The organism is Euzebya rosea, assembly GCF_003073135.1.
Taxonomy (GTDB): domain Bacteria; phylum Actinomycetota; class Nitriliruptoria; order Euzebyales; family Euzebyaceae; genus Euzebya; species Euzebya rosea.
Genome location: NZ_PGDQ01000013.1, coordinates 132,710 through 153,450, shown reverse-complemented (window position 1 = coordinate 153,450; position 20,741 = coordinate 132,710). Strand labels below are relative to the sequence as shown.

The 20,741-nt window shown below is 71.2% G+C and carries 15 protein-coding genes; 5 read left to right on the top strand and 10 right to left on the bottom strand.

The annotated features are described in order from the left end of the window. Positions 1–4: 4 nt before the first annotated feature. The 8 genes from CUC05_RS17515 to CUC05_RS17480 all read right to left on the bottom strand — a co-directional run bounded on the left by CUC05_RS17515 (position 5) and on the right by CUC05_RS17480 (position 9,555). Entirely contained in the window at positions 5–1,417 is a 1,413-nt protein-coding gene (locus tag CUC05_RS17515; protein ID WP_108667420.1) for a complex I subunit 1/NuoH family protein, read from the bottom strand. After that, the gene (locus CUC05_RS17510; protein WP_108667419.1) at positions 1,417–3,858 is read right to left on the bottom strand and encodes an NADH-quinone oxidoreductase subunit G; all 2,442 of its coding nucleotides are present in this window, start codon (positions 3,856–3,858) and stop codon (positions 1,417–1,419) included. The genes CUC05_RS17515 and CUC05_RS17510 overlap by 1 nt, the downstream gene beginning before the upstream one ends. Next, positions 3,851–5,194 carry an NADH-quinone oxidoreductase subunit NuoF gene (nuoF, locus tag CUC05_RS17505; protein WP_108667418.1) on the bottom strand — a complete coding sequence of 448 codons (1,344 nt, stop codon included), beginning with the start codon at positions 5,192–5,194 and terminating at the stop codon, positions 3,851–3,853. Before nuoF ends, CUC05_RS17510 begins: the two co-directional genes overlap by 8 nt. Beyond that, complete coding sequence (locus tag CUC05_RS25395) at positions 5,194–6,093, bottom strand: NADH-quinone oxidoreductase subunit NuoE family protein (RefSeq protein WP_205712407.1); 900 nt, start codon at positions 6,091–6,093, stop codon at positions 5,194–5,196. The genes nuoF and CUC05_RS25395 overlap by 1 nt, the downstream gene beginning before the upstream one ends. A 235-nt stretch (positions 6,094–6,328) precedes the next feature. Beyond that, a complete protein-coding gene (locus CUC05_RS17495; RefSeq protein WP_108667417.1) occupies positions 6,329–7,678 on the bottom strand; it encodes an NADH-quinone oxidoreductase subunit D in 1,350 nt (449 codons plus the stop codon). A gap of 90 nt (positions 7,679–7,768) precedes the next feature. Next, positions 7,769–8,410 carry an NADH-quinone oxidoreductase subunit C gene (locus CUC05_RS17490; protein ID WP_108667416.1) on the bottom strand — a complete coding sequence of 214 codons (642 nt, stop codon included), beginning with the start codon at positions 8,408–8,410 and terminating at the stop codon, positions 7,769–7,771. Positions 8,411–8,477: 67 nt separating this feature from the next. Further along, positions 8,478–9,185 carry an NADH-quinone oxidoreductase subunit NuoB gene (locus CUC05_RS26045; RefSeq protein ID WP_205712406.1) on the bottom strand — a complete coding sequence of 236 codons (708 nt, stop codon included), beginning with the start codon at positions 9,183–9,185 and terminating at the stop codon, positions 8,478–8,480. A 4-nt stretch (positions 9,186–9,189) separates the two neighbouring features. Continuing rightward, positions 9,190–9,555 carry an NADH-quinone oxidoreductase subunit A gene (locus CUC05_RS17480; protein ID WP_108667415.1) on the bottom strand — a complete coding sequence of 122 codons (366 nt, stop codon included), beginning with the start codon at positions 9,553–9,555 and terminating at the stop codon, positions 9,190–9,192. Between the two features lie 258 nt (positions 9,556–9,813). Between CUC05_RS17480 and CUC05_RS17475 the strand changes: the two genes are divergently transcribed. From CUC05_RS17475 to CUC05_RS17460, 4 genes are all read left to right on the top strand, one after another. Continuing rightward, positions 9,814–11,265 (top strand): MFS transporter, encoded by a 1,452-nt coding sequence (locus CUC05_RS17475; RefSeq protein WP_108667414.1) that lies wholly within the window; start codon positions 9,814–9,816, stop codon positions 11,263–11,265. A gap of 176 nt (positions 11,266–11,441) precedes the next feature. Further along, entirely contained in the window at positions 11,442–13,721 is a 2,280-nt protein-coding gene (locus CUC05_RS17470) for a cell wall-binding repeat-containing protein (protein ID WP_108667413.1), read from the top strand. Positions 13,722–13,820: 99 nt separating this feature from the next. Continuing rightward, on the top strand, positions 13,821–14,651 hold the full coding sequence (ppk2, locus tag CUC05_RS17465; protein ID WP_108667412.1) for a polyphosphate kinase 2: 831 nt from the start codon (positions 13,821–13,823) through the stop codon (positions 14,649–14,651). A 42-nt stretch (positions 14,652–14,693) separates the two neighbouring features. Beyond that, positions 14,694–16,403 (top strand): S8 family serine peptidase, encoded by a 1,710-nt coding sequence (locus CUC05_RS17460; RefSeq protein WP_108667411.1) that lies wholly within the window; start codon positions 14,694–14,696, stop codon positions 16,401–16,403. Here CUC05_RS17460 and CUC05_RS17455 read toward each other — a convergent pair whose 3' ends face one another. Further along, on the bottom strand, positions 16,404–17,684 hold the full coding sequence (locus tag CUC05_RS17455) for a BaiN/RdsA family NAD(P)/FAD-dependent oxidoreductase (protein ID WP_157965699.1): 1,281 nt from the start codon (positions 17,682–17,684) through the stop codon (positions 16,404–16,406). A gap of 56 nt (positions 17,685–17,740) precedes the next feature. Here CUC05_RS17455 and CUC05_RS17450 point away from each other — a divergent pair, with 56 nt between their 5' ends. Further along, positions 17,741–20,158 (top strand): WD40/YVTN/BNR-like repeat-containing protein, encoded by a 2,418-nt coding sequence (locus tag CUC05_RS17450; protein ID WP_157965698.1) that lies wholly within the window; start codon positions 17,741–17,743, stop codon positions 20,156–20,158. 44 nt (positions 20,159–20,202) lie between these two features. On the opposite strand, the gene CUC05_RS17445 is transcribed toward CUC05_RS17450, so the two are convergent. Then, complete coding sequence (locus CUC05_RS17445; protein ID WP_157965697.1) at positions 20,203–20,721, bottom strand: phosphonate C-P lyase system protein PhnH; 519 nt, start codon at positions 20,719–20,721, stop codon at positions 20,203–20,205. Positions 20,722–20,741 lie beyond the last annotated feature (20 nt).

Sequence of the window (20,741 nt, the reverse complement as noted above, 5' to 3'; positions counted from 1 at the left end):
CGCGTCAGGCTCCCACGGGTTCGGGGGCGGAGGAGGACTCGTCGTCGCTGGAGGCCGGGTCGGCCGAGGTGGTCGCGACGGGGTCGGGATCGGGGGTGGCGGTCGCGCCGCCGCTGGGACCGGCAGGCGGGGTCGGGCGGCGGGTGCCGCCACCTCCGCCACCACCGGATCCGTCGTCGGTCACCACGTCGTCGTCCTCGCGTGCACCGGCGAAGACCGGTGCGACGAAGGCGATGAAGGCCAGGGCCCCGAAGATCAAGGCACCGAAGGGCGCGATCTGGCCGAGCGCGTCGTCGGTGGTGGACACGTAGCTGCGGACGACGACGGCGAAGCCGGTCAGGAAGACCCAGACGATGCCGAGCGGCAGCATGACGCGCCAGCCCAGGTCCATCAGGCGGTCGTAGCGCATGCGGGGGAGGGTCGCCCGGAGCCACACGAAGACGAAGATGAAGATCAGGACCTTGCCGAGGAAGTAGCCGATCGGCAGCAGCAGCTGCAGGGCGATCTGCCACCAGGCGTCACCGGAGGGAACCGGACCGGAGGGGCCGCCGAGGAACATGGTGACCACGAGCGCGCTCATGGTGATCACGTTCATGAACTCGGCCAGGAAGAACATCGCGAACTTCGCGCCGGAGTACTCGGTGTGGAAGCCGGCGACCAGCTCGCCCTCGGCCTCGGGGAGGTCGAAGGGCGGCCGCTGGGTCTCGGCGATGGCGCTGATGAAGAACAGCACGAACGCCGGGAACATCGGCACGAGGTTGAAGGCGGGGATCAGGTCCAGGCCCGGGACGACCACGCCGAAGACGCTGCCGCCGGGGATCAGCGAACCGGCCTGCCCCGCGACGATGTCGGAGGAGCGCAGCGACCCGGTGTAGATGAACACCGCCGCGGCGCCCAGGCCCATGGCGAGCTCGTAGGACACCATCTGCGCCGACGACCGGACGCCGCCGAGCAGGGGGTACTTCGAGCCGGAGGACCAACCGGCGAGCACGATGCCGTAGACGCCGATGGACCCCATGGCGAGGGTCCAGAGGATGCCGATGGTGGGGTCCCACACCTGCAGGCTGACGACTCGGTCACCGATCTCGATGCCGCTGCCGCCGAAGGGGATGACGGCGAAGGTCATCATCGCGACGATGGCGCTTACCAGCGGTGCGGTGAAGTAGACGACCTTGTCGACGTTCTTGGGGGTGATGTCCTCCTTGAAGAAGAACTTCGCGCCGTCGGCGAGCGTCTGCAGGATGCCGAACGGCCCCAAGCGGTTGGGGCCGATGCGGGACTGCATCTTGGAGACCAGCCGTCGTTCGCCCCAGATGAGCAGGGCGGTGGAGATCAGCCACAGCGCGAAGGCCACGACGACGACCACCAGGACGATGACGAAGTCGACCCAGTCGTTGATCTGCGGGACGGGCAACATCAGCTCTCGCCTCCGTCGGTGTTGGCGGACCCAGCGGTCACGGGTTCGGCCGGTTGTGCGTCGGCGATGGTGATGCCGCCGCGGCCGATGTCGCCGGCGTGGATGCGTGGCAGGACCACGGTGCCGGGGGCCACGGCCGGGGTGACCCGCAGGACCAGGTCGGCGCCGCCGCGGTCACCGGTGACGGCCACGGTGTGCCCGTCGATGGCGGTGCCGGCATCGGCCGGGTTGACCCAGATCGACGGGGCCGGACGGCTGTCGATCAGCTCCTTGGCGCCGGTCAGCATGGTGCCGCCCTGCAGCAGGAACGGCAGGTACACCGGGGTCAGGCCATCGGTGGCGGTCGCAACGGCGACCTCGGTCGCCGCGGCCGTCGAGGCACCGCGTTCGGGCGTGGGGGCCATCAGCGGGGCGGCCTCGCGACGGACGTCGTTGGCGGTCTCCCACCCGAGGTCGGTGCCCATGCCGCGGGCGACCTGGCGGACGACGTCCCAGTCCTGGAGGGACTGGCCGACGGCGCCGACGGCCTGTGGCCAGGCCTGGCGACGACCCTCCCAGCTGGTGAAGCTGCCGACTCGTTCGGGCGGCGCGGTGACCGGGAAGACGACGTCGGCACGCCGGACGGACTCCGTCGGCATGGTGTCGCTGGCGATGACGGTCGGGCAGGTCTCCAGCGCACGGCGGGCCAGGTCGGTGTCGTCGAAGTCGGTGGCCGGGTCGACGCCGATCAGCCACAGCGTGGTGATCGTGCCGTCGACGACGCCCTGCAGGATGCCGGTGGCGTCCAGGCCGGGCTCGGCGGGCACGCGGCCCCACGTCTCGGCGACGGGACCGGGGGCGTCCAGGGGACGACCGCCGGGCAGGGTGCCCGGCAGCAGGCCGGCCTCGATCGCGCCGCGTGCGCCGGGACGCCGGGGGACCCAGGCGAAGCCGGCGCCGCGTGCCTCGGCAAGGGCCTTGGCGGCGGGCAGCGCGCCGGGGCTGGCGGACAGGCGCTCGCCGGCCAGCACGACGGCCGGGGCCTTCGACAGGTCGGTGCCGTCACCCAGCACGTCGACGATCGGGGCGAGCTCCTCCGCGCCGTCGGCGAGGGCCTGCAGCGCGGCGGCCTCGCCACCGGCCTCGGTGGGGATCCACTGCCAGGCGATCTCCTCGAGGCGGCCGAGGACCGGCCCGACGACGACGATCTTCTGGTTGCGCTGCCGCCATGCCTTGCGCATGCGCAGGAACAGCAGCGGCAGCTCCTCGTGGGGCTCCAGGCCCGCCACGACGACGACGGGCGCCTGCTCGACGACGTCGTAGGTGACGTCGTGGTCACCGGCGATGGTCGGCAGGACGGTCAGGTCGTCGGCCTGGGGACTGGTACGGAAGTCGACGTGGTCGGTGCCGACGACGTCACGGGCGAACCGGCTGACGGCGTAGGCGTCCTCGTCGGTCAGGCGACCGCCGGTGAGGATGGCCACCGAGCCGGGCCCGTCGGCCTCGATCGCAGCGGTCAGCTTCGCGGCCGCGGTGTCGACGGCGGAGACCCAGGTTGCGCGTTCGAGCGCACCGGTCTCGCCACGGACGAGGGGGGCGTCGAGGCGGTCGGGGTGGGACACGAACGCGTAGCCGTAGCGGTTCTTGTCGTCCAGCCATGCCTCGTTGACCGCCAGGTTGGTGCGGGCGAGCGTGCGCTGGATGACGCCGCGGCGGATGTCGTGGCGGACGTTGGCACCGGAGGCGTCGTGGAAGGCGATGCCGGGGATCCGACGGATGTCGAACGGCCTGGCGCCGAAGCGGTAGCTGTTGGACGTCAGGGCGCCGACCGGGCAGATCTGGACGACGTTGCCGGCGAAGTAGGACTCGTAGGGCTGGTCGCCGTAGATGGAGACCTGCTCCAGGGCGCCGCGCTCGAACAGCTCGATGAAGGGGTCACCGGAGATCTGCTGGGAGAAGCGGGTGCAACGGGCGCACAGCACGCAGCGTTCGCGGTCGAGCGCGATCTGGGCGTTGATCGGCAGGGCCTTGGAGAAGACGCGCTTCTTCTCGTACATGCGCGACTCGCCGGGCCCGTGCTTGAGGGCCTGGTCCTGCAGGGGGCACTCGCCGCCCTTGTCGCACTGCGGGCAGTCCAGGGGGTGGTTGACCAGCAGGAACTCCAGCTGGGACTCCTGGTACTGCCGGGCCACCTCGGAGGTCTCCTGGGTCCGGATGACCATGTCGGGGCGCACGGCCTCGGAGCACGAGGCCACCGGCTTGCGGGCACCCTCGACGTCGACGAGGCACTGGCGGCACGCGGCAACGGGGTCCAGCAACGGGTGGTCGCAGAACCGCGGGATGGTGATGCCGATCTGCTCGGCAGCACGGATCACCAGGGTGCCGGGCTCGACCTCGAGGGCCTGCCCGTCGATGGTGATCGGGATCAGCTTGGGCTTCGTGGCCTCGGTGGCATCAGACATGCCCGACTCCCACCTTCATCTCGGGACGATCGGTCTGGGCGTTGTCGGTGATGACGCCCGCGTGCGGCTCGATGTGGTCGGGCAGCCTGCCGTTGGCGATCACGTACTCGTACTCGTCACGGAAGTACTTGATGCCGGACTTGACCGAGCTGGTCGCGCCGTCGGCCAGCGCGCAGAACGAGCGGCCGAAGATGTTGTCGGCCAGCTCGTCGAGCGTGGCGATGTCCTCGGGACGTCCGCGGCCGCCGAGGATGCGCTCGAGGATCTGCCCGACCCAGAAGTTGCCCTCCCGGCAGGGGGTGCACTTGCCGCAGGACTCGTGCTCGTAGAAGCGGATCCAGTTGAGGGTCGCCTCGATCACCGACGTCCTGTCGGAGTACATCATCATCGCGCCGGTGCCCATGAGGCTGCCGGCGGCGGCGATGGAGTCGAAGTCCATCGGGATGTCGTAGTGCTCGGCGGTCAGCAGCGGGGTCGACGACCCACCGGGCGCCCAGAACTTGAGCTCGCGGCCGTCCAGCATCCCGCCGCAGGCCTCCTCCACGATCTCGCGGGCGGAGGTGCCCATGGGGAACTCGTAGTTGCCGGGCCGCTTGACCTCACCGGAGACGCAGAACAGCTTGGTTCCCGGCGAGCGCTCGGGCCCCCACTGCTTCCACCAGTTGGCGCCGTGCTCGATGATGTGGCCGGCGGCGGCGATGGACTCGACGTTGTTGATGACCGTCGGGCAGGCGTACAGGCCGGCGACGGCGGGGAACGGCGGGCGCAGGCGCGGCTGGCCACGACGGCCTTCCAGCGCCTCGAGCAGCGCGGTCTCCTCGCCGCAGATGTAGGCGCCGGAGCCGTAGTGCAGCGTGATGTGGTGGGAGAAGCCCGACCCCAGGATGTCGTCGCCGAGGTATCCAGCGGCGTAGGCCTCGGCGAGGGCTTCCTCGATGCGGATGCCGGACCACAGGTACTCACCGCGCAGGAAGATGAAGCTGCGGGGGGAGTTCAGCGCGTAGGCCGAGCAGATGATCCCCTCGATCAGCTGGAACGGGTCGCGCTCCATGAGCTCGCGGTCCTTGAAGGTCCCGGGCTCGCCCTCGTCGGCGTTGATGACGAGGTAGATCGGCTTGCCGGTGTCCTGGGGCACGAACGACCACTTCAGGCCGGTCGGGAACCCTGCGCCACCACGGCCGCGCAGGCCGGAGTCCTTGACGACGTCGCGCAGGGCGGCGGGGTCCTGGTTGAGGGCGCGCTTGAGGGCCTTCCAGCCGTCGGTGCGCGTGTAGCCCTCGAGGGTGTGGGCGTCCGGGACGTCGTAGCGCTTGGACAGCACCTTGACCTGCGGCATCAGCTGATCCCTTCCTCTTCACCGATCGTGGAGTCGTCGGCGTCGTCGGGGGTGGTGGTGTCGTCGGCGACCGGCTGGGCCTCGGGGTCGGCCTGCGGGTCGGTGTCGGCGGGCTCGGCCACGTCGGCGTCGCCGGGCTCGGCCGGTGGTTCGGGATCGGTGATGACGCCCGCGTCCTGCTCGGGAGCAGGGACCTCGTCGGGAACCCTGCCGTTGCTGGCGGGTGGGGTGGCGGCCGCCCCGAAGCTGATCACGCCGACCGTCCCGGATCCCACGCCTGCGTCGGGCGTCGGCACGGCGCCGTCGTCCTTGGTGGCGAGGCCCAGGCGCTGGCCGGGGCCCTCTGGGTCGATCGGGCCGATGCCGGCGAGGCGGTGGCTCGCCGCGCGCACGCCCGGCGGGACCATGCCGCGGGTTGGCTGCGGCGGGTTGCCGGCACGGACGGCCTCGACGAGCTCCACGGCCGCGTCGGGGTCGACCCACTCGTAGTTGAGGTAGTCCACCGTGACGACCGGCGCACCCTCGCAGTTGCCGAGGCACTCGGCGTGCTCGAGGGTGATCCTGCCGTCCTCGGTCGTCTGGTCGTGCCCGACCCCGAGGTGCTCGCGCAGCCGGTCGTAGGTGGCCTTGCCACCGCGGACGGCGCAGGAGAAGTTGGTGCACACGCTGACGAGGTGCTCGCCCATGGGCTCGCGCTTGTACATCGTGTAGAAGGTCGACACGGCGGCGACCTCGGCCTTGGTCAGGTCGAGCAGCTCGGCGCACTCGGCGACACCGTCATCGCTGACGAAGCCGTCCTGGTGCTGGACGAGGTGCAGCAGGGGCAGCAGAGCGCTCCGCTTCACCGGGAAGCGGTCGACCAGGGCTTCGGCCTTCGCGCGCAGCTCTGGAGAGAACACGACGGTGCCAGGCCTTTCGGAGGTGGGTGACGAGGGGTCCGCGGTTCGGAGGGCGATGGTCCCGCTGACACGGGCGGCCCGGGGGCACATTCAATCGCCTCTGCGCGGGGTTCGCAGGTTAGCAGCGCGACCCTGCATATGTGAAGCCGTTCACAAGGGCACACGCGGGAGCTCCGGGCGCACGGACGTGCGCCCAGCCGAGCCACCCCGTGGGCGCGGGGTGGCGGTCGGGCGGCTAGCGGTCGACGCCGCCCATGACGGGGTCGAGGGAGGCGACGGCCGCGATGACGTCGGCGACCTGCAGGCCTCGGCTGGCTGCGGGGATGGCGCCGATGTGGACGAAGGAGGGTTCGCGCACGTGGACGCGGTACGGCTTGTTCGTGCCGCTGGACGTCACGTGGTACCCGAGCTCTCCACGGGGGGACTCGACCGGCACGTAGACCGTGCCCTTCGGCACCTCGAAGCCCTCGGTCACCAGCTTGAAGTGGTGGATCAGGGCCTCCATCGACTGGCCCATGATCTTGCCGATGTAGGACTTGGCGTTGCCGAGCCCGTCGGGACCGAGCGCCAGCTGTGCCGGCCAGGCGACCTTCTTGTCGGCGACCATGACCGGACCGCCCGGCAGGGACTTGAGGGCCTGCTGGACGATCTTGATCGACTCGCGCATCTCGCGGACGCGGATGAGGAACCGGCCGTAGGCGTCGCCGGTGTCTGTGGTCTGGACCTCGAAGTCGTACTGCTCGATGCCGCAGTAGGGGGCGGACTTGCGCAGGTCGTGGGCCACACCGGCCGAGCGCAGGACCGGGCCGGTGATGCCCAGGTCGAAGCACTGCTCGGCGCTCAGCACGCCGACACCGACGTTGCGCTCCTGCCAGATCGGGTTCTCCGTCAGCAGGTCCTCGAGCTCGTCGATCTTGCCGGGCAGCTCGTCGATGACCTCGCTGACGCGCGGCACGAAGTCCTCGGGGACGTCCTGTGCCAAGCCGCCGGGGCGGATGTAGGCGTGGTTCATCCGCAGGCCGGTGACGTACTCGAAGATGTCCAGCAGCGTCTCGCGCTCGCGGAAGCCGTAGATCATCGCCGACAGGGCACCGAGCTCCATGCCGCCGGTCGCCAGCGCCACCTGGTGGGAGGTGATGCGGTTGATCTCGGTCATGATGACGCGGATGGCCTGGGCGCGCTCGGGGACGTCGTCGCTGATGCCGAGCAGCTTCTCCACGGCCAGGCAGTAGCCGAGCTCGTTGTGGAGCGGCGCGAGGTAGTCCATGCGGGTCACGAAGGTGACACCCTGCACCCACGGGCGGTACTCGGCGTTCTTCTCGATGCCGGTGTGGAGGTAACCGATGACCGGCTGGTTGTCGACGATCATCTCGCCGTCCATGGTCAGCAGCATGCGCAGCACGCCGTGGGTGGACGGGTGCTGCGGCCCCATGTTGATGACCATGAGGTCGTCCTCGACGGCGTCGGGCAGGTTCTGCCAGTCGCCGGTGCCGGCGACGGTGAACTCGCCGTCGACGGGTTCGAGCGTGCCGCTGCGGTCCGTGGTCGCCAGGTCAGCGGTCTCGTCGGCCCATTCGCCGCTCATCGATTCTCCTCCCGGGGCGCCGCCCCAGACCCGCCGGACATCCCGGTTCGGACACCTTCCCGCTGCGCGGGTCCCTTCCGAATCCTCATGTCAGTAGTCCCTCTCGTCCGGCGGGGACACGGTGTGGCCCTTGTACATGACCTCCACGCCACCAAGGGGGTAGTCCTTGCGGTGCGGATGCCCCTCCCAGTCGTCGGGCATCATGATGCGGGTCAGCGCCGGGTGGCCGGTGAACTCCACGCCCATCAGGTCGTAGACCTCGCGCTCGAGGAAGTTGGCCGAGGAGTACTGCGCCGTGGCGCTGGCCACGACGGGGTTGTCGTCGGGCAGCGAGGCACGCAGGCGGAACCAGTGGCCCTTGCTCACCGAACGCAGGATCCAGGACACGTCGATGTGCCCGGTCTCCTCGACCTCGGTGTAGGTCGGCCAGCCGGTGGTCTCCTGGCTGTTGACGTCGCGGGCGCCGGCAGGCCAGTGGACCGCCGAGACGTCCGACAGCAGCTCGCAGGCCAGGACCGGGTCGGACTTGGCGAAGGCGATCACGTCGGGGACGACCTCGGCGCTGGCCTGCAGCGTCAGCTCACCGCGGTACTCCAGCGGCTCCAGCGACGGGAAGGTCGCGACGAGGTGGTCGCGCAGGGTGGCCAGCGTGTCGTCGACCCGGTCGACCTCGTCGGGCAGCTGCCGGTCGTCGGGGATCTCGGCTTGGGGGGTGTGCGTGGTGTCGCTCATCGTGCACTGCTCTCCGTGCCGGCTGCGCCGGCGTGGGCGCGCGTCCGGCCTCGCTCCGCTCCGTGCGTCATCGCGCCCACGTGCTTCCCGGCTTGCCGGCCGCGATCTGTTCCTGCCGCTGCTGGACCGCCTCGGCCTTGGTGTGGCCGCCGCCAGCGACGGTTTCCTTGGGCATGATGCGGTGCAGGGCGGGGGCGGTCATGTCGGGCGACCCGGTCACGTGGCCGGGATCGCCGATGGTCTCCCCGTCGACCCACCCGGTGCGCTTGCGGAAGTCCGCCATCGACTCACCCTTGCGGGGACGCTCGACGAGCTGCTCGTTGCGGATCTTCTCGTGCAGCTTGAGGATGCCGTCCATCAGCAGCTCGGGCCGCGGCGGGCAGCCGGGGACGTACATGTCGACCGGGATGATGTGGTCGACGCCCTGCACGATGGCGTAGTTGTTGAACATGCCACCCGAGGACGCGCAGACACCCATGGAGATGACCCACTTGGGGTCCGCCATCTGGTCGTAGAGGTTGCGCACGATCGGGGCCATCTTCTGGCTCACGCGACCGGCGACGATCATCAGGTCGGCCTGCCGCGGTGAGGCACGGAAGACCTCCATGCCGAAGCGGGCCAGGTCGTAGTGGGCCGCACCGGTCGACATCATCTCGATGGCGCAGCAGGCCAGGCCGAACGTGGCGGGGAACAGCGAGCCTGCGCGGGCGATGCCCAGCAGCTTCTCGGCGCTGGTCAGCAGGATGCCGTCGGGCAGGCGGGACTCTATGCCCATGTGATCACTCCCAGTCCAGGCCGCCCTTGCGGACCACGTAGTAGTAGGACTCCAGCAGCAGGGCGATGAACACGCCCATGGTCGCCAGGCCGTACCACGACAGCTCCGCGAGGACCGTGGCCCACGGGTAGAGGAAGACCGCCTCGACATCGAAGATGATGAAGAGCATGGCGATCAGGTAGAACTTCACCGGAAAGCGCTGGCCGGCGATGGCCGTCTCGGGCTCGGGGATGATGCCGGATTCGTAGGGCGCTTCCTTCGCCGGGCTCGGGTTCTTCGGGCCGAGCTTGGACGACACCGCCACGGACAGCACCACGAACAGCGTGGCGACGACGAAGAGCAGCACGATGGGCAGGTACTCGACCAGCACGGGTGGTGACCTTCTTCCTTGGAGGTGGGGGCGAGGGGTCCGGATCCGTCACGGGGCGAGACCATTGAAGCGCCTCCGCACGGGAGGCGCAGGTTAGCAGCCGTCGCTCGGGCATGTGAAGTCGTTCACAAGAGGTGGACGCCGCCCGTCGCGCCCGTTCGACCGCACCGAACGTCGGCCACCGCACCCCACCGGACCCGACCCGCCGGGCACCACCCGGGCGGTCCTGCCGTCACCCCTCGCCGGTACGCTTCGGCCATGAGCTCCTCCGCCCCACCGACCGGTCCCCCGTGGGACGGTTCGACGGACGGAATCGACCCGCCGGAGGGCAACGGCTTCGGCCCCTACGGACCCGGCGGCGACATGCTCCTGCCGTCGGAGGAGGACCGCGCCAAGCGCCAGCAGAAGGCCGGCCGGCGCGTCGCACGGGCGACCGGCAAGGCCGTCGTCACCCGGGTCCAGGACATGTTCTCCGCGGGCGGGCCGGCGTTCAACAAGCTGGCCAACGCCCATGCCGCGTCGACCGCCGGCGACACCCTGATCGCCATCGCCCTGGCCAACACCCTGTTCTTCTCCGTGCCCTCCAGCGAGGCCCGCGGCAACGTCGCGCTGTACCTGCTGATCACGGTTGCCCCGTTCGCGGTGATCGGGCCCGTCCTCGGCTGGGTCATGGACCGGCCGGGGGCCGAGCGGTTCACGCTGGTCGCCTCGTCGCTGCTGCGCCTGATCGCCGCGATCGGCCTGGTGTTCGAGGCCGACTCGTTCTGGCTGTTCCCGCTGGCCTTCGTGCTCATGGTCCTCTCGCGCGTCCACGGCATCAGCCGGTCGGCGCTGCTGCCGATGGCGCTGACCAACGCCGTGGCGCTGGTGACCGCCAACGCCCGGCTGGCCCAGGTCGGGGTGTTCGCCGGCGGCCTGATCGCCCCGATCGGCGCCGGGCTCGCCGCGCTCGGTCCCGCACCGGTGCTGATCGCAGCCAGCGCCCTGTTCGGCGTGGCGGTGTGGCAGTCGATGGCCCTTCCCGACGTCACGGGTGCCGCGCCGCGCCGTCCGATCATCGCCTCGGAGATGATCGTGCCGATGGACCCCGACGCGCCGCCGGAACCCGAGGTCGAACCGGAGGATGACGAGGCCCCGGAGGAAGACGTGCCCGAGGACCGGCCGGCCAGCGACGCCCAGCTGCGGCTGGCCCGGTTCGCTACCGCCGTGGTCCGCCTGCTGAACGGCTTCCTCGTCCTGGTGCTGGCGTTCGCCTTCCGTGACGTCGACGCGCCCCTGGCCGACTTCGGTGCCGTGCTCGGCGCGGCCGGCGGCGGCTACGCCCTGGCCTCGTTCGCCGCCCCGCGCCTGGAGCGGTCCCTCCGGGAGGAGCCGATGGTGGTCGCGGCGCTGGCCGTCGAGGCCGCCGCAGCGTTCGTCGCCGGGCAGTTCTTCGGCCTGCCTGCCGCCATCTTCCTCGCGCTGGCCGCTGGCTACGCCTGGGGCACGGCCAAGTTCGCCTTCGACGGCCTGCTGCAGGCCACCCTCCCCCAGTCCCTCCGGGGTCGGGCCTTCACCAAGTCCGAGACGGTCTTCCAGGTGGCCTGGGTCATCGGCGCCGTGATCCCCACCGGGCTGACGATCGACATCCGCATCGGGTTGATCATCGCCGGTTGCGTCGCCCTGCTGGCCCAGACCATCTACGTCTCCCGGCTGCTCCAGCGCATCTGAATCGGCCTTACGTGTCGGCCGGGCACTGTCCGGTCGGGGCATACGGGATCGGGCCGGGCGGCCGTCTCCTCCTGTGACGGCGCACGGCCAGCAGTCACATCGACGAGCGGCGCCGGACCGGCGCGCCCTCGTGGCGCCGCCAGCCACAACCCCCCGAGCAAGAGGAGCATCACCGCATGTCAATCTCTGCCACCTCCCGACGGATCACGGGCGTCCTCGCCCTGCTGGTCCTGACCGCGTTGCTGCCGCTGACCGCGGCCAGCGCCCAGGACGAGCGCACCGTCGTCGACCTCGACCTCGTCGCCGACGACGTGTCCGACCCCGTCGAGACCTCGATCCTCTACAGCCGCCAGACGTTCGGCTCGGCCGAGCAGGCCCTGATCGCCACGTCCTTCGACGGCGCCGACGCGCTGGCGTCCGGCTCGCTGCAGTCCGGCGTCGGCGAGGCCGCCGCCACCGACACCGAGGGCAACGCCATCACCGGCCGCCCGCTGCTGTTCGTCGACCCGACCGCCGGCCCCGAGCAGGCCCTGTTCGACGAGCTGTCCCGCCTCGGCGTCACCTCGATCATCCTGCTGGGTGGCGAGAGCGCCATCCCGCCCGCCGTCGCCGACGCCTTCGACGAGGCCGGGTTCGGCGACGTCCAGCGCATGGGCGGCACCACCCGTATCGCCACGGCGAGCCTGATCGCGGAGTACGTGCTGGCCAACAGCGACACCACCACCGCCTACCTCTCCCGTGCGTTCGGCACCGACACCGACACCGACACCGCCTACGCCGACTCCTCCGCCCTCGGCGGATGGGCCGCGTCGTCCGGCAACCCGATCCTCCTGACGGCCACCGAGAGCCTGTCGCTGGAGACCTCCCTGCTGCTGCAGCAGGGCGACGTCGAACGCGTCGAGATCGTCGGCGGGCCCGCCGCCGTCAGCGACGAGGTCGAGCAGGCGCTGGTCGACATGGGCCTGGAGGTCAACCGGACGGAGGGCGACACCCGTGACCAGACCGCCGTGGCCATCGCCGCCGCCCGTGGCGCGGCCGACGCCGGCGATGCGCCGCGCGTGATCGTGACCGAGGGCTTCGCCGAGGACTTCTTCGTCAACGCCTTCGCCGCAGCCGCCCACTCGGGACTGGCCGACGCGCCGATCCTGCTGAGCAACGGCGATGACCTCTCGCCGGCCACCACCACCTACCTGGACGGCGCCGGCTTCGCGGTCGCCGACTCCGGGCTGGTCGGCATCTGCGGCACCGACCTGTCCGCCGCCCTGTGCGGCGACGTCGCGACCGCCCTCGACGCGACGCTCACCACCGTCACCATCGACACCGACCCGACCGACCCCGGCGCCGCCGAGCAGGTCGGTGACCTGGCCGTGACCCCGCAGGAGGAGACCACCACCCAGGTCGCCATCGACGAGGACCGCACCGGTGACAACGACGACGCCGTCACCTTCACCGCCACCGACCTCGACCCGGAGGCGTACTACCGGGTGACCTTGGTCGTGGCCGACAACGTCAGCATCGACGGCGAGGACGCCACGTTCGTGGACGCCGACGACTCGACCCCCGACACCGAAGAGGACGACGGGCAGGGCAACGGCGAGGCCGACGCGGGCCCGTCGGAGGAGATCGCCCTGATCACCGCCATCAACGGCGAGGACCTGGAGACCCCGGCCAAGACCACCCCGGCGACCGATGACGACCCGGCCGAGCCGACCGCCCACCAGCCCGCCGAGGACGGCACCCTGACCGTCACCGTCGACGGTGTGGAGGACTCCAACGGCGGCACCGTGTACGCCGTCGTGTACGTCAACGGCGGCGAGTCCACCTTCCTGGAGGTCGACGAGGACGGCGTGCCGACCGAGGCCTACGGCGTCTCGGGCGCGTTCACCCTGGACCCGGTCGTCGGTGACCTCGACGTCGCGGGCCACGACCCGGTGACCGTGAACGTCGACAGCGTGACCGGCACCGACGCCGAGGGCGACGAGCGGACCTACACCGTGACCGGCCTCGACGACGACACCGCCTATCGCATCACCCTGGTGCCGGGCGACAACATCACCTTCACCGAGGGCGACGACGAAGCCACCTTCGTCGAGGGCGTCGGCGACGACGACGAGCCGAACGGCCTGGCCGACTCCGCCGGTGCGGAGACCGTCGCCACGATCGTGTCGGTCAACGGCGAGGACGTCGCCGAGGAGGAGCAGGGCCGCACCGTGCCGTCCGGCGACGACGACCCGAGCGACCCGTCGGGCATCTTCCCCGTCGACGGCGTGATCACCTTCACCATCGACGGCGTCGACTCCGCGATCCTGCCGACCCCCAACCCGGGGGGCACCATCCGGCCGGTCGTGTACGTCAACGGCGGCGACTCGACGTTCCTCGAGATCGACGAGGACGGCGCCCCGCTGGAGGTCTACGGCGTCGGCGGTGCCTTCACCACCTCGCCCTTCCCCAGCTAGCCGTCACTCCCCTTCCACGGCCCCTTCGCCCTGCGGCGGAGGGGCCGTGCCCGTTCGGGGTCCGTTGACCGCGAGCGGACGAGGGGGGAGGCTCGGGCCATGACCGACGTGACGGACCGCCTGCTGCCCCCCGAGGCCTACACCGGGAAGGGCAAGCTCCGCCGAGGGCCATACGAGGCCGAGCTGGCCCGGCTGCAGGTCGAGCTCGTCAAGCTGCAGGCCTGGATCAAGCACCAGGGCCTGCGCGTCGTGGTGATCTTCGAGGGGCGGGATGCCGCCGGCAAGGGTGGGGTGATCAAGCGCATCACCGAACCCACCAACCCCCGGATCGTGCGGGTCGCGGCGCTGCCGGCGCCGTCGGACCGAGAGAAGACCCAGTGGTACTTCCAGCGGTACGTCGCCCACCTGCCCGCGGCCGGGGAGATGGTCCTGTTCGACCGCTCCTGGTACAACCGCGCCGGTGTCGAGCGGGTGATGGGGTTCGCCACCGAGCTGCAGATCCAGGCGTTCATGCGATCGTGCCCGGAGTTCGAGCGCATGCTCATCCGCAGCGGCATCGTCCTGATCAAGTACTGGTTCAGCGTCTCCGACGAGGAGCAACAACGACGGTTCCAGGGGCGCATCGACGACCCGACGAAACGCTGGAAGCTGTCGGACATGGACATGGCGTCGTGGGACCGCTGGCAGGACTACAGCCGCGCCAAGGACGAGATGTTCGCCCACACCGACACCAAGCAGTCGCCGTGGTGGGTCGTCGACGGCGACATCAAGCGCCACGCCCGGCTGAACTGCATCGCCCATCTGCTGGACCAGATCCCCTACGAGGACCTGACCCCCGAGCCGTTCGAGCTGCCGCCGCGGACCCCGTCGTCGCACGGATACGTCCGTCCGCCGGTGACCGAGCAGACCTTCGTGCCCCAGCGCTACTGACATCCGGCAGGAACCGGGGCAGGTCGTGGCGAACCAGCCGGCATGCCACGACTCCTCGCGCTGCTGTGCACCCTCGCCATCCTTGCCGTCCTCGCCCCCACCGGTGCCGGCGCCGACTCGGAGGCCCCGTTCGGTGACGACGCCGCGGCCCGTCGTGCCGTGGCCGCGCTGACCCGCGCGACCACGGTCAACGACGCCGATGGCGACAAGGTCTTCGACGAGCTCGAGCAGGCGTTCCTTGCCGCGCCGGGCGAACGGCAGCGCACCATCGTGCTGTTCACGGCCGGCACCGCCACCGACGAGGGTGTGGACGCCGTCCGCCGGGCTGCACCGGACGCCGACGTGGCCGACACCTTCACGGTGGTGCCGAGCCTGGTCGCGTGGATGACCGCTGACGAGGCCGACGCCGTCGCCGACCTGTCGGCGGTCCGCCAGGTCGAGCTGGACACCCCCGGCACCCCGGAGCTGGACCAGGCGACCGGCGTCATGGGCGCCGACACCGTCGTGGAGGTCATGGGCGTCACCGGTGACCTCGACGGCAACCCCGCCGTCGTGACCACCGACGACGTCGGCATCGCCATCCTCGACTCGGGCTTCCACGCCGCCCACGAGCAGCTCGACGACGGCAAGCTGACGGCGTTCGTCGACCTCGGCAACGGCCTGGCCGAGCCCTACGACAACAACGGCCACGGCACCCACGTCGCCAACATCGCCGCGGGGTGGGGCAACGAGAACGCGCAGTACCGAGGCGTCGCGCCGGGCGCCGGGGTCATCGGGCTGAAGATCGAGGGTGGCAGCGGGTCGGAGTCCAACGCCATCGCTGGCTTCCAGTGGCTGGTGGACAACCGCGAGGCGTTCAACGTACGCGTCGCCACCATCTCCTACGGCTTCGGCACCGCGACCGACGGCACGACCGCGGTCGAGCTGGCCGTCGACGCCGCGTGGGACGCCGGCATCGTCGTGTTCAAGTCCACGGGCAACTCCGGGCCGGGCAACGGCACGATGACCGTGCCCGCCGCCGCACGCGGGATCATCGCGATGGGCTCGCTGATCGACCCGTTCGGCTCCAGCCGTGCCGGGTTCTCGTTGTCGTCGTTCTCCAGCCGTGGCCCGACCACCGACGGCCGCATCAAGCCCGACCTGGCCGCGCCGGGCGACGGGATCATGGCCGCGCAGACCGGGACCCGCAGCGGCTACGTCTCCAAGTCCGGCACGTCGATGGCAAGCCCGTTCGGCGCCGGCGTCGCCGCGCTGGTGGTCGCCGCCAACCCGGCCCTGAGCCCCGACGAGGTCCGCCAGATCCTGTTCGACACGGCCGAGGACTTCGGTGCCGAGGGTGAGGACAACGACTTCGGCCGCGGCCGCATCCGCGCCGAGGCCGCCGTCGAGGCCGCCCTCGTCGCCGCCGGGGAGGACGTGCCCACCTACACCCCGGTTCCGGTGCCGCTGCACGAGGGCATCGTCGTCACCGCCGACCTCACGGGGCGGGCCACGACCACCGTGGACGTGACCGACACCGTCTACCCGCTGGCCGTCACCGCGATGGGCGAGGACGGTGCGATCGTCCTCGGGGTCGACGTCACCAGCGGCTCGGGCCTGTCGACCGGCGTGGCGATCAACACCGGCGCCCACCGCCACGGGTACGACAGCGTGGCCCGGCCGGCGGTCGGCACCTACACGGTGACGGTGCTGACCCAGCCGCTGGCCGACGTGGTGCTGGCGGTCTCGCACTCCCGGACGGCCCCGCAGTAGTCAGCCGGTCGCACTCCCGGCATCCGTCATGGTCTCGGCGGCTGCGACGCCGGCGAGCCTGCCCGTGACCCATGCCCACAGGAAGTTGTAGCCACCCAGGCGGCCGGTGACGTCGATGATCTCGCCGGCCAGGTGGAGGCCCGGGACGACCCGCGACTCCAGCGTCGTCGTCGACATCTCGGCGAGCGGGACACCGCCGCCCGTGACCTCGGCGGTCCGGTAGCCCTCGGTCCCGGTGACGGGCAGCGGGCACGCCTCGAGCAGGGTGACCAGCCGCTTGCGGTCCTCACGTCGCAGCGCCCCGAGCGTCGTCGAGGGGTCGACGTCGGCCAGTCCGCACAGGTGGTCGGCCAGGCGGCGCGGCAGGGTGTCGCGCAGCACCGCGGCGACCGGCCGGGGGCCACCCTGCTGGAGGTGTGCGTCCCAGTCCGTCGTGCCCCCGTCCGGCGTCCACGCGGCCGTCAACGTCGTCCCTGATCCCCAGGGCGCGGCCACCCGGTGCGAGGCGTCGAGGACGACCGGCCCCGAGAACCCCCTGTGGGTCACCAGCAGGTCCCCCTCCCCCTCCCACACGACCTTGGGGGCGCGGGCGGTCAGGCGCGCCGGGACGGCCAGCCCCGCGAGCCGGTCCCAGCTCCCCGCGTCGGTGAGGAGCGGGACCAGCGCCGGGTAGCGGGGCAGGACGGTGTGGCCGAGCGCCCGTGCCCAGCGATAGCCCGCACCGTCGCTGCCCGTCTTCGGCAACGACAGGCCGCCGGTCGTCAGGACGACCCGATCGGCGTCGACCGTGCCGCCGTCGGCCATGGTGATCGTGAAGCCGTCGACCCCTCGGACGACGTCGGCGACCGTCGCCGCGGTGGCGAGGGTCGCACCTGCCCGGTCCACGGCCCGCAGCAGGGCCGAGACCACGTCGCCGGACCGGTCGCTGACGGGGAAGACCTTGCCGGTGTCCTCCACCTTGAGCGGGATGCCGAGGTCGTCGGCGAAGAAGCCGGTGACGTCCTCCAGCGGCCAGGACCGCAGCACCTTGCGGACGGCCTTCGTCGAGCCCTCGGTGTGGAAGTCGCCCTCGTCGACGGCGGAGGGCAGGACGTTGCAGCGGCCGCCACCGGAGACCTTGATCTTGGCGCCGGGCTTGCGCGCGGACTCGAGGGCGAGGACCGGCACACCCGTCCGAGCGGCATGGATCGCCGTCATCATGCCGGCTGCGCCAGCACCGACGACGACCACCGGCCAGCGCGGATGGCCGTCCGGCGGAGGGGGAAGGGGACGATCGGACACCGCGACGGAGGGTAGCCGTGCAGGAACCGGACACCCCGAGGTCGAACCATGCACCGATGACTTCGATCACCCACTCGTCCCGGCTCCACCCCTCCCGGATCCACCCCTCCCGGATCCAGGAGGCATCCCGCCGGTTCTCCGTCCGCATCTTCGTCGTGCTGCAGGTCGCCATCGTCGTGGCTGCCGCGCTGGCGGGCTTCGCCTCGGGCGCCTCGCCGACGACGGTCGACCCGCGGCTGGCCCTGCCGCCGCTGCAGGCCCCGGGCGAGTGGTTCGACTCCCAGCGGACGGTCGACGGCCAGCCGATCGACTACGCCGGGGCGCTGGACCAGGCGGCGGCGCTGCGGGCCGACGCCATCGACGGGGAGTGGACCAACCTCGGACCGTCCAACATCGGTGGCCGCGTCAACGACGTCGTGACCGACGTTGACGACCCGACGATCGTCTACGCGGCGACCGCCTCGGGCGGCGTCTGGCGCGGGACCGAGCGCGGCCTGGTGTGGGAACGTGCCTGGCCCGACGACCTGACCCAGGCGATCGGCTCGATGGCCCGCAACGACGACATGCTGCTGGCCGGTTCGGGTGAGGCCAACCCCGGCGGCGGGTCGATCGTCTACGGCGGCACCGGCGCCTACCTGTCCTCCGACGACGGGGCGACCTGGACGCTGATCGGCTTGGAGGACTCCGGCGCCATCGGTCGTGTCGTCGAGCACCGCGACGGCTTCCTGATCGCCGCCACGGGCAACCTGTTCGTGCCCGGGGGCCAGCGTGGCCTGTACCGCTGGGACCCGACGATGGACGAACCCGAGCTGTGGCTCGAGGGCCCCAACGACACCACCGGCGCCGTCGACATCGCCGTCGACCCGTCCGACCCCGACCACGTGATGGTCGCGATGTGGGACCACCACCGCACGCCCGACGCGCGCTACTACTCCGGCGAGGGCTCGGGGGTGTACCGCACGCGGGACGGCGGCCAGACCTGGTCGCTGGTCGCCGACATCACGACCGACGACCCAGCCGAGAACGGCCGCATGGCCGTGGCGTTCGCCCCCTCCGACCCCGACCGGGTCTACGCGGAGGTGGCCAACACCGCCAACGGCCGCCACGGCGGGTTCTTCGTCTCCGACGACGGCGGCGACACGTGGACGCCGCGGACCAACTCCACGCTGACCGCGACCAACTCCTCCTACGGCTGGTGGTTCGGGCGGATCTACGTCGACCCGGCCGACGCCGACCGCGTGTTCGTCATGGGCCTGAACCTGACCTACTCCGAGAACGGCGGCACGTCCTTCAGCAACGTCAACACCGGCCTGCTCGGGCTGGCACCGGGCGGCGACCGCATCGATCCCCACTCCGACCAGCACTCGATGGTCTTCGAGACGCGGGAGGAGGGGCTGGTCTACCTCGGCAACGACGGCGGCGTGTACCACTCCACCGACAACGGTGAGTCCTGGCTGTCCTCCCCCGACCAGGGCTGGACCCAGCACTACTCCGTCGACGTCAGCGACGTCGGCGTCGGCAACGCCATCGTGACCGGCCTGCAGGACAACGGCTGCCAGATCACCTACTCCCCGCTGGAGGGCGACTGGCTGCCCAACGGCGTGTGCGGCGACGGGCTGGAGTCGGTCTTCCAGCCCGGCAACCCCGCCGTGTCGTGGTCGTGTTCGCAGTACGGCGGATGCCAGCGCAACGTCGCCGGCGCCGGCGACCTCGGCATCCTCAGCTTCCCCGGTACCACCGCGGACCGGTGGGGTTGGCTGGCCGACATCGAGTACTCCCCCGCCGACGTGACCAACAACACCCTGTACACCGGCTCGCAGTTCCTGTACCGGTCGACCAACAACGGCGTCTCCTGGACACGGTTCACCGGCGACCTGTCCAGCAACCCCGACCAGCTCGACCCAAACACCGGCTACCAGCTGCGCGGGGTGATCACCGCCATCGCGCCGGGCCACGAGGGCCGTCGGGTGTGGGTCGGCACCGACGAGGGCCGGCTGTGGACGGTCGATGCCAGCAACGGGCAGGACGCCACGCTGGTCCAGGCAGCGGGCCTGCCGGACGCCTGGATCACGTCGATCACCACCGACCCGGCCGACGACGACACCGCCTGGGTGACCTACTCCGGGTTCCGTGGCGGCAGCGACGCCGCCCACGTGTTCGTCACCACCGACGGCGGCGCGACGTTCACCGACATCTCCGGCACCCTGCCCAACGCCCCGGTCAACGACATCATCCTGGTCGACGACCTGCTGGTCGTCGGCACCGACGTCGGCGTCCACGCCCTCGACCGGACCAGCGGCGGGACGGACTGGCAGATGCTCGGCACCAACCTTCCGTCGGTCCCGGTGATCCAGGTCGACGGCGACCACGGCTACGTGACCGCGGCGACCTTCGGCCACGGCATCCAGCGGATCGAGCTGCCCGGCGCTGGGCTCACCGCACCCGCACCGCTGGCGGCGGCGCTGGGGCAGTAGCTCGTTCGGGGCCACCTCAGCTCGTTCGGGGTCACGTCCGGAAGTCAGGCGATGGCCACCCTCGTCGTGCGTGGCAAGCCGGTGACCGCGCGACCCTCGACCACGATCAGGTCCAGCCCCAGCGGCGGGAACGCGCAGCGCCGGTTGCGCTGGATGATCGCATCGACGGTCATCGGCAGGGTCGTGGCGCGCACGGTCGGCAGGCCCGGCCCGTCCAGGACGACCGCCGTCCTCGTCTCGACGGGTTCGACCAGCACCGTGGCAGCCAGCTGGGGTGCGGCGGGCGTGCCGATGGTGGCGATCCCCAGGCGGGCCGCGTCGTCGCCGGTCGTGTAGAGGACGGCGGCGTCCGCAGCGCCCACGGGCGTCCCGGGCAGGGCGGTCAGGTCGGGGGCGGTCCAGACCGGCGTCGCCGGATCCCAGATGGCCCGGGCGATGGCGTCGGCCAGCCGCCCCTCCTCCAGCCACAGTGGCACGGCGCAGGGCAGGCCGGGCTCGGCCAGGGCCGACACGACGGTGCGGAAGAGGACGTGATCGATCGCCGACAGCCGGGGCGTCGTCATGCGCCAACCTCCCCGGCTCG

Bases quoted from the DNA above. Each gene is read 5' to 3' on its own strand.
- CUC05_RS17445 (WP_157965697.1), bottom strand. From the start codon at position 20,721: ATGACGACGCCCCGGCTGTCGGCGATCGATCACGTCCTCTTCCGCACC.
- CUC05_RS17475 (WP_108667414.1), top strand. From the start codon at position 9,814: ATGAGCTCCTCCGCCCCACCGACCGGTCCCCCGTGGGACGGTTCGACG.
- CUC05_RS17490 (WP_108667416.1), bottom strand. From the start codon at position 8,410: ATGAGCGACACCACGCACACCCCCCAAGCCGAGATCCCCGACGACCGG.
- nuoF (WP_108667418.1), bottom strand. From the start codon at position 5,194: ATGCCGCAGGTCAAGGTGCTGTCCAAGCGCTACGACGTCCCGGACGCC.
- CUC05_RS17510 (WP_108667419.1), bottom strand. From the start codon at position 3,858: ATGTCTGATGCCACCGAGGCCACGAAGCCCAAGCTGATCCCGATCACC.
- CUC05_RS17460 (WP_108667411.1), top strand. From the start codon at position 14,694: ATGCCACGACTCCTCGCGCTGCTGTGCACCCTCGCCATCCTTGCCGTC.
- ppk2 (WP_108667412.1), top strand. From the start codon at position 13,821: ATGACCGACGTGACGGACCGCCTGCTGCCCCCCGAGGCCTACACCGGG.
- CUC05_RS17495 (WP_108667417.1), bottom strand. From the start codon at position 7,678: ATGAGCGGCGAATGGGCCGACGAGACCGCTGACCTGGCGACCACGGAC.
- CUC05_RS17470 (WP_108667413.1), top strand. From the start codon at position 11,442: ATGTCAATCTCTGCCACCTCCCGACGGATCACGGGCGTCCTCGCCCTG.
- CUC05_RS17450 (WP_157965698.1), top strand. From the start codon at position 17,741: ATGACTTCGATCACCCACTCGTCCCGGCTCCACCCCTCCCGGATCCAC.
- CUC05_RS17515 (WP_108667420.1), bottom strand. From the start codon at position 1,417: ATGTTGCCCGTCCCGCAGATCAACGACTGGGTCGACTTCGTCATCGTC.
- CUC05_RS26045 (WP_205712406.1), bottom strand. From the start codon at position 9,185: ATGGGCATAGAGTCCCGCCTGCCCGACGGCATCCTGCTGACCAGCGCC.